The sequence below is a fragment of the Paenarthrobacter nitroguajacolicus genome (genome assembly GCF_051027655.1).
Lineage (GTDB): Bacteria > Actinomycetota > Actinomycetes > Actinomycetales > Micrococcaceae > Arthrobacter > Arthrobacter nitroguajacolicus.
This window is the reverse complement of the sequence record NZ_CP073234.1, coordinates 1,639,819-1,652,337: the sequence shown is the minus strand read 5'-3', so window position 1 is coordinate 1,652,337 and position 12,519 is coordinate 1,639,819. Positions and strand designations below refer to the sequence as shown.

The following is a 12,519-nucleotide window of genomic DNA, read 5'->3' as shown; positions in this document are numbered from 1 at the left end:
GGGCAATCAGCGTCGAGCCCGAAGGACGAATGGAAACTGCACATGAATAATCTCAAGTTGCGCACCGCCGGAATGGCCGTTTCTGCAGCCGCTATGTCGATCGCGCTCGTAGCCTGCGGGTCCTCGGGCCCGGCCGGAACAGGAGCCTCGGCGGACTCAGCAACCATGTGGGGACTCACCGGTGGTGACCAGCCCGTGTTCCAAGCATCCATTGACTCCTGGAACAAGTCACACCCGGACTCCGCCATCAAGCTCGACTTCTTCGCCAACGATGCCTACAAGACCAAGGTCCGCACCGCCGTCGGTGCCGGTCAAGGACCCACACTGGTTTACGGATGGGGCGGAGGGGTCCTCAAGTCCTACGTCGATGCCGGCCAAGTGGACGACCTGACGGGATTCCTTAAAGAGAACCCGGACGTCCAGAGCCGCTACCTTCCCTCCATCCTCGAAAGCGGCGTGATCGACGGAAAGACTTATGCACTGCCCAACAACAAGGTGCAGCCCGTAGTGCTCTACTACAACAAGGAAGTCTTCGACAAGATCGGGGCTGTTGCGCCCAAGACCTGGGATGAGCTCATGGCGCTGGTGCCCAAGTTCAAGGAAGCCGGCGTGGCGCCCTTCTCCCTGGGCGGCCAGTCCAAATGGCCGGACCTGATGTGGCTTGAATACCTTGTAGACCGTATCGGCGGCCCTGAAGTGTTCGCCAACATCGCAGCCAACAAACCGGAAGCGTGGTCCCACCCCGCAGTGATCGAGGCCCTGACCAAGATCCAGGAACTGGTAGACGCCGGCGGCTTCATCAACGGATTCTCCTCCATTGCCGCCGACAGCAACGCGGACCAGGCGCTGCTGTACACAGGCAAGGCCGCCATGATCCTGCAGGGCAGCTGGATCTACCAAGGCATGAAGAAGGACGCCGCCGACTTCGTCTCCAGCGGCAAGCTCGGATACGTCCCCTTCCCCACCGTTGAGGGCGGCAAGGGTGACCCTGCGAACGTTGTGGGTAACCCGTCCAACTTCTGGTCCGTATCCTCCAAGGCCACCGAGGACCAGAAGAAGACAGCGCTGGAGTACGTCAAAGACGGAATGTTCACGGATGAGAACGTTCAAAGCCTGATCGACTCAGGAGCTGTCCCTGTGGTCACCGGCATCGAAGACAAGCTCGCTGCCTCCCCTGACAAGGACTTCCTGAGCTACGTCTATGGCCTGGCCAAGGACGCCCCGGACTTCACCCTGTCCTGGGACCAGGCGCTCAGCCCCGCGCAGGGAGACGCCATGCTGGCCAACCTCGACCAGATCTTCCTGAAGAAGATCACTCCGGAGCAGTTCGCTTCCACCATGAACGCGACGATCGGGAAGTAACACGGTGTCCGTAACTACCACCACTCCACAACGGTCAGTGGGCGCGGATCGCGCCACAGGCACCCGACGGACCCTGGAAAAGGGTCCGTCGGGGTGGCTGGCCGTACCGGCGCTCGCGTTCTTCATGCTCTTCGCCATCCTCCCGCTCCTGGGAGTCCTGTTCCTTAGCTTCACCCGCTGGGACGGGCTCGGCGAGATCAAGCTCGACGGCCTGTCCAGTTGGAACACCGTCCTGGCCGATCCCGTCACGGGCAACGCTTTGTTGGTGACGGCCAAGATCATGTTTTTCTCCTTCATTGTCCAAGCACCCATCAGTCTTTTGCTCGGCGTATTCACTGCGGCCAACCAGAAGTACCGCGCGGCACTGGCCGTCCTCTACTTCGTGCCGCTGCTGCTCTCCTCTGCCGCCGTGGCCATAGCCTTCAAAGCGCTGCTGGATCCAAACTTCGGACTCGGGCCCGGCCTGGGTCTTCCGTTCCTCGCCCAGGACTGGCTGGGCAACTCGGATCTGGTGCTGTTTGTGGTGGTGTTCGTCATCGCCTGGCAGTTCGTGCCGTTCCACACCCTGATTTACCAAGGCGGCGTACGGCAGATTCCTGCCTCGCTGTACGAGGCTGCGCAGATCGACGGCGCCGGCCGTGTCCAGCAGTTCTTCAACATCACCCTGCCGCAATTGAAGTACACCATGATCACCTCCTCCACCCTCATGGTGGTGGGCTCCCTGGCCTACTTCGACCTGATCTTCGTGCTGACTGCCGGCGGGCCGGGCTACTCCACCAGGCTCCTGCCCCTGCACATGTACCTCACGGGCTTCAAAGCGAACGACATGGGAGCGGCGAGCGCCCTGGGCGTCATCCTCGTTGTCATCGGTCTGGCCTTGGCACTGTTCCTTCAACGACTCGGCGGCAAGAACCGCAATGCCAGCCAACTGGAAGGTGCGTAATGGCTTCCACCACCCAACTCCCCACAGCACCGGCAACGCTGCCTGAACCGGCGACCACCCGCCGTCGTCCCCCGAAGCTTGGCCGTTCGCGGCCAAATATCCTGGGCGGCCTGGGCGGCTGGCTCTGGCTGGCGATCATCATCGTGCCTGTGTACTACGTAGTGATTACCAGCCTGAAGAACCAGGCAGGGTTCTTCACGTCAAACCCGATGCTGCCACCTTCAGAGCCAACCCTGGACAACTACAAGCTCGTCCTGGACAACGACTTCGCCAAGTACTTCACCAACAGCCTCATCGTCACGGTTGGCAGTGTGGTTCCGGCACTGTTCGTCGCTTTCATGGCCGCCTACGCCATTGTTAGGGGCAAGGGAAAGTTCCTCAGCTGGACCAATAACGTTTTCCTCCTGGGCCTGGCCATTCCGCTGCACGCCACGATCATCCCGATCTATTGGATGATCACCAAGGCCCATATGTACGACACCTTGTTAGCGCTGATCCTGCCCTCCATTGCGTTCGCGATCCCTGTGTCCGTGCTGATCCTGTCCAACTTCATGCGGGATGTGCCCAATGAACTGTTTGAGTCGATGCGTTTGGACGGGTGCTCTGACTGGGCCATGATGTGGCGCCTCGCTTTGCCGATGACCAAACCTGCCGTCATCACGGTTGGCATCTACAACGCACTCCATGTGTGGAACGGCTTCCTGTTCCCGCTCATTCTTACGCAAAGCCCGGACACCCGGGTTCTGCCGCTTTCGCTGTGGACCTTCCAAGGTGAGTTCAGCGTCAACATCCCGGCGGTACTCGCCTCCGTCGTACTGGCTACGCTCCCGCTGCTGGTGATTTACGTAGTGGCACGGCGGCAGTTGCTCAGCGGCCTGACTGCAGGTTTCAGCAAGTAGAAAGGACTTCAAATGACAGACCCTCAATCTCTGCGTGTCGGCATGGTGGGCTATGCGTTCATGGGCGCCGCCCACTCCCATGCATGGAGGACCGCGCCCCGTTTCTTCGACCTCCCGCTCGCTCCTGAATTGACCGCCGTGGCGGGCCGGAACGAGGAAGGTGTACGGGCGGCGGCCAACAAGTACGGCTGGGCCTCCACCGAGACAGACTGGCGCCGCCTCATTGAGCGCGACGATATCGATCTGATTGACATCTGCACTCCGGGCAACACCCATCCGGAGATAGCCATCGCAGCGCTCGAAGCCGGCAAGCACGTCCTGTGCGAAAAGCCATTGGCCAACTCAGTGGAGGAAGCCGAAAAGATGACCCTGGTAGCCCAGGCAGCTGCCGAACGCGGGGTGTTCTCCATGTGCGGCTTCAGTTACCGACGCACGCCTGCCCTGGCATTGGCCAAGCGGATGGTGGATGACGGTCGCTTGGGCGAGATCCGCCATGTCCGCGCCCAGTACCTTCAGGACTGGCTCAGCGATGCGGATGCTCCGCTGACGTGGCGGCTGGACAAGTCCAAGTCCGGGTCCGGATCCCTGGGTGACATCGGCGCGCACAGCATCGACGCCGCGCAATGGATCACCGGACTCAACATCACCGGAGTCTCGGCGCTACTGGAGACGTTCGTGAAGGAGCGCCCGGTGGGCGGCGACTTTGTGGGCCTTGGTGGTCACGGTGGCGCGGGCGGTCCACGCGGTCCGGTGACCGTGGACGACGCGGCGTTGTTCACCGCCCGCTTTGAGCCAACGCACGACGACGGCGCTGACGCAGGCTCACGCTACAGCGGCTCCTCCGGACCCATTGGCATTTTCGAAGCCACCCGTTTTGCTCTGGGACGCAAGAACGCCATGCGCCTGGAACTCAACGGCACCACGGGGTCCATTTCCTTCGACTTCGAGGACATGAACTCCCTGCAGTTCTACGATTCCTCCCTGGAACCCGACGCAGGCTTCCGGAAAATCATGGTCACCGAACCCTCCCACCCCTACACCGCCAACTGGTGGCCCACCGGTCACGGCCTCGGCTATGAGCACGGCTTCACGCATCAGGTGGTGGACCTCGTGACCGCCATCGGCGCAGGAGAGCAGCCCACGCCGTCGTTCGCTGACGCCTTGCAGGTGCAAAAGGTGCTGGCCGCCGTAGAGGCCAGCGCCGATAACGCAAGCCGCTGGCAGAACGTCTGAAAGGAAGCAACATGACAAGCAACAACAAGACAGCGCTGGTGGTCCGCGGCGGCTGGGATGGACACCAACCGGTGGAAGCCACAGAGCTGTTCATTCCGTACCTGAAGGACAACGGCTACGACGTCCGCGTGGAGGAATCCCCCAAGATCTACGCCGACCCCGAATATATGGCCACCGTGGACCTGATCGTGCAATGCATGACCATGACCACCATTGAGAAAGATGAGTTCGAGGGCCTGCGCGCTGCGGTCGAAAACGGCACCGGACTGGCCGGCTGGCACGGCGGGATCGCCGATTCCTACCGCAACAACTCCGACTACCTGCACCTGATCGGCGGCCAGTTCGCCTGCCACCCCGGCAAACACGCTGACGAGCGGATCGGCGAGCAGTCAGACAACTACGTCCCCTACACCGTCAACATGCTGCCCGCAGCCTCCGAGCACCCCATCACGCAAGGAATCAGTGACTTCGACCTCGTCACGGAACAGTACTGGGTCCTGTCCGACGACTACATCGACGTCCTGGCCACTACCACCCAGAAAGTCCGCGAGTGGGACCCGTGGAACCGCGAAGTCACCTCACCAGCCATCTGGACCCGTCAGTGGGGCAAAGGCAAGATCTTTGTCTGCACCCCTGGCCACCGCGTGGAAATTCTCCAGGACAGCAACGTCCGCACCATCATCGAAAGGGGCATGCTGTGGGCAAGCCGCTAAATGTAGGGGTCATCGGCTGCGGTGCCATCATTGCCCAGTACCTGGCCAACTTCCGCAGGCTCGATTCCATTAACCTCGTGGCGGTTGCGGACCTTGATCCTGCCCGGGCACAGACCGTCGCGGACTCATACGACGGCGTCCGGGCACTGACCGTGGACGACCTCCTGGCTGCGGACGACGTTGACCTCGTCCTGAACCTGACCATCCCTGCCGCCCACGCGGACATCGCGCTCAGGGCCATCGCGGCCGGCAAGTCCGTCTACGGTGAAAAGCCGTTGGCTGCCACCACCGCGGAGGCCCGGGAAGTACTCGACGCCGCGGCAGCGGCCGGCGTTGTGGTTGGTTGCGCACCAGACACTGTGCTCGGTACCGGCATCCAGACGGCCCGGAAGGCGATCGACGACGGCCTGATCGGCTCACCCGTTTCCGCTACTGCCACCATGGCAACGCCAGGTCATGAGCGCTGGCACCCGAACCCGGACTTCTACTACCAGCCCGGCGGCGGACCCTTGCTGGACATGGGTCCCTACTACGTCTCGGCCCTTGTCACGCTGCTGGGACCCGTGGTTTCCGTGGTGGGCGCTGCCAGTCACACCCGTAGCGAGCGCACCATTGGGTCGGGCCCCAGGGAAGGCCAAAAAGTCCCGGTGGATATCGACTCGCACGTCACCGGCGTCCTGGTGCATGCGTCCGGAGCTCTATCCACCCTGTTCATGAGCTTCGACGCCGTCAAAACGAAGAGCCCCAACATTGAAATCCACGGTGAAACTGGTTCGCTGATCGTCCCGGACCCCAATTATTTTGACGGAGATGTGCAGTTGTTCGCACTTGGCGCCGAGGATTGGGAGACGCTCCCCGTCTCTGCCGGCTACGTGGATTCAGGGCGCGGCTTTGGAATCGCAGACCTCGCAACGACGCCGGCCGGACACGAACCCCGCGCCGGCGGCCAACTCGCTTTCCATGCCTTGGAAGTCATGGAATCGGTGCTGGAATCGGCCAAGAGCGGGCAGTCGGTCGCGATCAAGAGCACTGCCTCCCGACCCGCCGTTGTTGAACTGACAGAACTCTCGACGCCGGTGCGCGCCTAACGCCCAGGACCCCCCGCCGAGATGCCAGTTAACACCCTTGTTTCCGCCGAACATGGGTGTTAACTGGCAACTCGCGGGTGCCCGGCCCGGCGAAGAGTCGCTTCGGCATGCTTGAGAATGGGTCCGTCGATCATCTTGCCCTTGAACTGGAACACTCCCGTGCCCGCAGATGCTGCCGCTTCCAGGAGCTCGGTGGCCTGGGCTATGACTTCGGGAGTGGGAGCGTAAGCCTCACGGACTACTGCTACCTGGTTCGGATGGATGCAGGCCTTCGCGCCGAAACCACTGGAAATGGCGTCGCGCGACTCAGCCAACAGGCCTTCGAGATCCGGGATGTTCACATACACCGAGTCGACGGCTTCCTTGCCCGCGGCTTTGGCGGCGAGCAGTACAGCGGACCGGGAGTGCAGGGCAACAGCCCGGTAGCCGCCGTCGTCGTTCCTGCTGGAGAGGCCACCCAGTGACGCCAACAAATCCTCGGCACCCCACATCAGCCCCACGACGTTCGGTTCGGCGGCGATAGCGGAGGCGTTGACGATACCCGCCGCAGTCTCGCACAGCGCGATGACCTGATAGCCCTCCAAAGACCTGAGCTGCTCCGCAGTCTCCGCCTTGGCCAGCATCACCGTGCGGTAGGGCGTTCTTGCCAGAGCCTCAAGGTCGAGGTCGAACTCGGGCGTCCCCACTGGATTGACGCGCACTATGGTGCGGCTTGGCTCCAGGCCACCCGTACCTGCCTGTTTCAGAATCGCTTCGCGGGCCCCCGGTTTGTCCGCAGGAGCTACGGCATCTTCCAGGTCCAGGATGACGGCATCGGATCGATCCGCGGCCTTGCCGAAACGCTCCGGACGGTCCGCAGGGCAGAACAAGAGGGCCGGGCCCATGGTGAACGGAGTCGCGTTGGAAGAAAGCATGGAGGTCCTTGCTGCTGGTGTCCTACAGAGTTTGGAAATGGTGGGCTAGGACTGCGCGGCGTGCGCTTCCTTGGCCCACATCAGGCAGGTCCGGGTTGCCAAGGCCACCACTGCACCGTCCTGATTGCGGCCGGTGTGCTGCATGGTCACCACGCCCTGACCCGGGCGGGACGACGACAACCGTTTTCCCGTGATCACCGTTTCCGTGTACAGCGTATCGCCGTGATACAGCGGGTGAGGGAAGGTGACATCCGTCAAGCCCAGCTGCGCGATGATTGTCCCCTGCGTCAGCTGGGTCACGGACTGCCCCACCATGGTGGACAGGGTGAACATGGAGTTCATCAGGCGCTGTCCGAACGGCTGCCCGGAGCTCCAGGCCGCGTCCAAGTGCAGCGCCTGCGTGTTCATGGTCATGGTGGTGAAAAGAACATTGTCAGTCTCGGTGACAGTGCGGCCGGGTTTGTGGGCGTAAATCACGCCCTCTTCAAGTTCATCGAAGTACAACCCGCGTTGCTCAACCACCCGCGTCATACTGTGAGCTCCTGGTCTTCCTCGAACAGCTCGGCGCCGGTAGCAGCCAGGACGTCCTCAAGGGTGACGTTGGGTGCCAACTCACGGAGGACAAGGCGCGGGTCACCTTCGTCCTTCACGACGTCGATAACAGCCAAATCCGTGATGATCCGGTCCACGCAGCCTTTACCTGTAAGGGGGAGCGTGCAGTCCTGGACAATTTTCGGCCGGCCGCTGCGGTCTACATGTTCCATCATGACAATGACTTTCTTGGCGCCGAACACCAGGTCCATCGCACCGCCCATGCCCTTGACCATCTTGCCGGGAATCATCCAGTTGGCAAGGTCTCCGTTCGCGGCCACCTCCATGGCACCCAGGACGGCAACGTCCACGTGCCCGCCGCGGATCATGCCGAAGGACGACGCCGAGTCGAAGAACGCCGCCCCCGCATTTGTGGTGACCGTTTCCTTGCCCGCGTTGATGAGGTCCGGATCCACCTTGTCCTCACCGGGGTAGGGACCAACGCCAAGGATCCCGTTCTCGGAGTGGAGAATGACCTCCACACCATCGGGAATGTAGTTGGGGATCAGCGTGGGCATCCCGATTCCCAGGTTCACGTATTGCCCGTTGGTGAGTTCCCTGGCAACCCGGGCGGCCAGTTCGTTGCGGGTCCAGCCTTTGGCCTCGTGATGTTCGGCGTCGGCGCGACGGTACTCGTGCCGGACGGCTTCAGGGCGGGGCGGGATGTCGTGGTAGGTATTGTCGGTCATCGATCCGCTCCTGCCGTCAGCGCTACCGTCCGCTTTTCTATCCGCTTCTCGTTCGACGTTGCCACCACTACCCTTTGGACGAAGATCCCCGGGGTGTGGATGTGCTCCGGGTCAAGCTCGCCAGGTTCCACCAACTCCTCTACTTCGGCAATGGTGGTCCTGGCCGCCATGGCACAGAGGGGGTTGAAGTTCATCGCTGTCGCGTGGAAGACCAGGTTGCCGTGCCGGTCTCCCTTCCAGGCGTGGACAAGGCCGAAGTCCGGGGTCAGGGACTCTTCCAGCACATAGTCCGCGTCGTTGAAGGTGCGCACCTCCTTCGGTGAAGAGGCCAGCGCAACGTTCCCGTCGGCGTCGTACTTTTGCGGGAGGCCGCCCTCGGACACCTGGGTTCCCACACCTGCTTTGGTGTAGAAGGCCGGAATGCCGGCACCACCGGCGCGAAGCTTCTCAGCCAAGGTGCCCTGTGGAGTAAGGACTACTTCCAGCTCCCCCGCCAGATACTGCCGGGCAAATTCCTTGTTCTCGCCCACGTAGGAGCTGATGGTTCGACGGATACGTCCGTCCTTGAGGAGAATGCCAAGGCCCCAGTCGTCCACGCCGCAGTTGTTGCTGACCGTTTCAAGATCCGTAGTGCCCTGCTGGTGGACGGCATCGATCAGGGAAACGGGGATACCGCATAAGCCGAAACCTCCGACGGCCAGCGAGGCACCGTCCGGGATGTCCTTCACCGCTTCCGCGGCGCTGGCAACAACCTTGTCAATCATCCTTGATCCTTCCCGTACGGTTACAGACCCAGCTCGCGGGCGATGAGCATCAATTGAACCTCGGTGGTGCCCTCCCCGATTTCAAGGATCTTGGAGTCGCGGTAATGCCGTGCCACCGCGAATTCGTTGATGAAGCCATAGCCGCCGAACACCTGGGTGGCGTCCCGCGCGTTGTCCATGGCTGCCTCGCCTGCGACCATCTTAGCGATGGCCGCTTCGGTCTTGAACGGCTTGCCTGCCAGCATCCTGGAGGCGGCGTCGTAATAGGCAAGGCGGGCAGTGTGGGCCCTTGCCTGCATCCGGGCGATCTTGAACTGGATGGCCTGGTACTTGCCGATGTTCTGCCCGAACGCGCTGCGTTCCTTCGCGTACTTCACGGACAAGTCCACGCAACCCTGGGCTGCGCCGGTGGCCAGTGCGGCGATGGCTATGCGGCCCTCATCAAGGATGGAAAGGAAGTTGGCATAACCCCGGCCGCGCTCGCCCAGGAGGTTCGCTTCAGGAACCCGGACATTGTCCAGGGTGAGCGGGTGAGTGTCGGAAGCGTTCCATCCCACCTTGTTGTACGGCTTTTCCGCCCTGAAACCGGGCGTTTCAGTCGGTACCAGGATGGTGGAGATTTCCTTCTTGGTACTGCCGTCAGCGTTCTCTTTATGGCCCGTAACTGCCGTGACGGTGACCAGCGTGGTGATGTCCGTGCCGGAGTTGGTGATGAACTCTTTGTTGCCGTTGATGACCCATTCGCCGTTTTCCAGATGGGCGTTGGTCTTGGTGCCGCCAGCATCCGAGCCCGCTTCGCGCTCGGTCAGGCCGAATCCGGCCAAGGAACGTCCGGACGCCAGCTGGGGCAGCCACTCCTGCTTCTGTTCCTCCGTGCCGAAGCGGTACACCGGCATGGCACCGAGCGACACACCGGCTTCAAGGGTGATGGCCACAGACTGGTCAACGCGGCCCAGCTGCTCCAATGCCAGCGCCAGGGCAAAATAGTCTCCACCCATCCCGCCGAACTCTTCCGGGAAGGGGAGGCCGAACAAGCCCATCTCCCCCATCTGCTTCACAACCTCGTAGGGGAAGCTGTGCTCTTCGTCGTGCTTGGCGGAAACCGGGGCCACAACTTCGTCGGCGAATTCGCGGACGGAGTCGCTAAGGTCCTGGTATTCCTCATTGAGTTCAAACGTGCTCATCGCTGCACTTCCTCGTCTGTGCTGGTCTTGTCTACGTGAATGGTGGCGAGCACCTGGTCCGCTTTGACCAGGTCGCCGGGTTTGCTGGTGAGGTGGACGGTCCCCGCAACGGACGCCACCAGTTGGTGCTCCATCTTCATGGCTTCCACGGCAAGGAGCACCTGGCCTTCCTCGACCAAGTCACCGTCAACCACGGACACGGAAACCACCGTCCCGGGCATCGGCGAGCGCACCTCCGGGTCCGCCGCCCCGTCTTCACGCTCGATCCCGGCGAGCATCCGCCGCAGCTGCTCGGCACGATTCAGTACCTCGAGCCTGCAGGACCAGCCATCGTTGCCGACGTAAATTTCCTGGGCATCACCCTGGGTAATGCCGACCGCGAAGGTGACCAGGCCGCCGTCGAGCTCCAACGCGATGCTGGTAGCAGTCCGGTCCACCGCTTTGATGCTGGAGGGATTCCCGCCGTCGATGCTTGCCGTGACGGTACTGTCCTCTTCGGTGATGGACACCGCAACGACTCCACCGCCCGGAACACCAAAGGTGACTGTCCAGGCGCCACGGCCGCCGACGCGCCAGGAGTCGGCACTCTTCCACGCGTCGCCAGCCAGCACCGCACCAGTCCGTTCCAGCCAGAGGGTGAGCGCTGCGGCGATCAGTTCAGCGGGACCAACGTGCCTGAATTCCAGGGACGGCAGCTTGCGCTCGATTAGTCCCGTATCGAGGTGCCCGGCGCGGACCTCGGGATCATTGATCAACAACCGCAGATATTCAACGTTCGTGTCGACACCCAGCAGTGTGTAACGGCCGAGCGCAGCGTCAAGGGTATCCAGCGCCGCTGCCCTGTCCTCGCCCCATGCAATGACCTTGGCGAGCATGGGATCGTAGTCCCCTGTGATCTCCAGCCTGTCCCGCATGGCGGAATCAATCCGCACGTTCGCATGCGCCTGTCGGTGCCCGGACACGGTTGCATCCGCTGCGCCCTGCTCTGCGAGCGCCACGATGCGCCCCATCGACGGCATGAAATTCCGCTCGGGCACCTCGGCGTAAACGCGCGCCTCAACGGCGTGGCCGTTAAGTACGACGTCGGACTGCGCGACGGTGAGCACCTCACCGGCGGCGATCCTCACCTGCCACTCGACGAGGTCGATGCCCGTGACCATCTCCGTGACAGGATGCTCTACCTGCAGCCGGGTGTTCATCTCCATGAAGAAGAACTCGTCGGGGTGGTCGTCGGAGACCAGGAACTCGACGGTTCCCGCGCCGCTGTAGTTGACCGAACGTGCCGCGTTGCAGGCGGCCTCGCCGATGCGGGCCCGCTCCCCTGCGCCGTCGGGCAGTGATTCGAAGAGGGCGGACGGGGCTTCTTCGATGACCTTCTGGTGGCGCCGTTGGAGTGAGCACTCGCGCTCGCCGAGGTGGATGACGTTGCCGTGGTTGTCGGCCAGGACCTGGACCTCGATGTGCCGGGGCGCGCGAATGAGCCGCTCAAGGAAGAGAGTGTCGTCGCCGAAGGCGGACGCTGCCACGCGTCTTGCCGTGACGAGCGTGGAGGCCATGTCCTCGGGCCGTTCCACGATGTGCATGCCTTTGCCGCCTCCACCAGCGGACGGCTTGATCAGCAAGGGGAAACCGACCCCCGGCGCCGCCTCGATCAACTCCTGATCGGTGAGTCCTGGTTGTGCGATGCCCGGTACGCAGGGAACGTCGTAGGCCATCACGTGGTTCTTGGACCGGATCTTGTCGCCCATGACTTCAATGGCACCAACTCCCGGCCCGATGAACGTGATGCCGGCGGCGTCCAGCGCCTTGGCGAACTCCACGTTCTCGGACAAGAAGCCGTATCCCGGGTGGACTGCCTCCGCCCCGCTTCGACGGCACGCGTCGATGACGGCATCGATCTTCAAGTAGCTTTCCGAGGGCGCCGTGCCACCGATGGCGACGGCGGTATCGGCGAGGGCTACGTGCCTGGCATCTTTGTCCACGTCCGAGTACACGGCCACGGAGCGGATGCCCATCTCCTTCAGGGTCCTGATGACGCGGCAGGCGATCTCCCCGCGATTGGCAACAAGGACGGCGCTGAAGGTACGGGCTTGGACCGCCGCGCTGGGTGGGGCTGTGGTTGTTGTTGGGAGGCTCATG

12 protein-coding genes are annotated in these 12,519 nt (G+C 62.5%); 6 read left to right on the top strand and 6 right to left on the bottom strand.

Going from position 1 to position 12,519, the window contains the following annotated elements; translation table 11 throughout:
* Nucleotides 1-42: 42 nt before the first annotated feature.
* From KCX59_RS08000 to KCX59_RS07975, 6 genes are read left to right on the top strand one after another with little or no spacing between them, the layout of a single operon-like run.
* A complete protein-coding gene (locus KCX59_RS08000; RefSeq protein ID WP_178996372.1) occupies nt 43-1,362 on the top strand; it encodes an extracellular solute-binding protein in 1,320 nt (439 codons plus the stop codon).
* A gap of 4 nt (nt 1,363-1,366) precedes the next feature.
* Entirely contained in the window at nt 1,367-2,305 is a 939-nt protein-coding gene (locus KCX59_RS07995) for a carbohydrate ABC transporter permease (RefSeq protein ID WP_091466411.1), read from the top strand.
* A complete protein-coding gene (locus tag KCX59_RS07990) occupies nt 2,305-3,204 on the top strand; it encodes a carbohydrate ABC transporter permease (protein WP_179019026.1) in 900 nt (299 codons plus the stop codon). The genes KCX59_RS07995 and KCX59_RS07990 overlap by 1 nt, the downstream gene beginning before the upstream one ends.
* A 12-nt stretch (nt 3,205-3,216) precedes the next feature.
* Nucleotides 3,217-4,437: a Gfo/Idh/MocA family protein gene (locus KCX59_RS07985; RefSeq protein WP_179019028.1), complete on the top strand. Its 1,221-nt coding sequence runs from the start codon at nt 3,217-3,219 to the stop codon at nt 4,435-4,437.
* A gap of 11 nt (nt 4,438-4,448) precedes the next feature.
* Entirely contained in the window at nt 4,449-5,150 is a 702-nt protein-coding gene (locus tag KCX59_RS07980; protein ID WP_179019029.1) for a ThuA domain-containing protein, read from the top strand.
* Nucleotides 5,135-6,238 (top strand): Gfo/Idh/MocA family protein, encoded by a 1,104-nt coding sequence (locus KCX59_RS07975; RefSeq protein ID WP_179019031.1) that lies wholly within the window; start codon nt 5,135-5,137, stop codon nt 6,236-6,238. The genes KCX59_RS07980 and KCX59_RS07975 overlap by 16 nt, the downstream gene beginning before the upstream one ends.
* 59 nt (nt 6,239-6,297) lie before the next feature.
* On the opposite strand, the gene KCX59_RS07970 is transcribed toward KCX59_RS07975, so the two are convergent.
* The 6 genes from KCX59_RS07970 to KCX59_RS07945 are packed head-to-tail and all read right to left on the bottom strand — an operon-like array spanning nt 6,298 to nt 12,518.
* Entirely contained in the window at nt 6,298-7,152 is an 855-nt protein-coding gene (locus KCX59_RS07970) for an HpcH/HpaI aldolase/citrate lyase family protein (RefSeq protein WP_179019033.1), read from the bottom strand.
* A gap of 45 nt (nt 7,153-7,197) precedes the next feature.
* Nucleotides 7,198-7,683, bottom strand: a complete 486-nt coding sequence (locus KCX59_RS07965) for a MaoC family dehydratase (RefSeq protein ID WP_178996397.1) — start codon at nt 7,681-7,683, stop codon at nt 7,198-7,200.
* Nucleotides 7,680-8,432: a CoA transferase subunit B gene (locus KCX59_RS07960; protein WP_179019035.1), complete on the bottom strand. Its 753-nt coding sequence runs from the start codon at nt 8,430-8,432 to the stop codon at nt 7,680-7,682. Before KCX59_RS07960 ends, KCX59_RS07965 begins: the two co-directional genes overlap by 4 nt.
* On the bottom strand, nt 8,429-9,196 hold the full coding sequence (locus KCX59_RS07955) for a CoA transferase subunit A (RefSeq protein ID WP_178996401.1): 768 nt from the start codon (nt 9,194-9,196) through the stop codon (nt 8,429-8,431). Before KCX59_RS07955 ends, KCX59_RS07960 begins: the two co-directional genes overlap by 4 nt.
* A 20-nt stretch (nt 9,197-9,216) precedes the next feature.
* A complete protein-coding gene (locus KCX59_RS07950; protein WP_179019037.1) occupies nt 9,217-10,380 on the bottom strand; it encodes an acyl-CoA dehydrogenase family protein in 1,164 nt (387 codons plus the stop codon).
* The gene (locus KCX59_RS07945) at nt 10,377-12,518 is read right to left on the bottom strand and encodes a biotin carboxylase N-terminal domain-containing protein (protein WP_179019039.1); all 2,142 of its coding nucleotides are present in this window, start codon (nt 12,516-12,518) and stop codon (nt 10,377-10,379) included. Before KCX59_RS07945 ends, KCX59_RS07950 begins: the two co-directional genes overlap by 4 nt.
* Between the last annotated feature and the right edge of the window lies 1 nt (nt 12,519).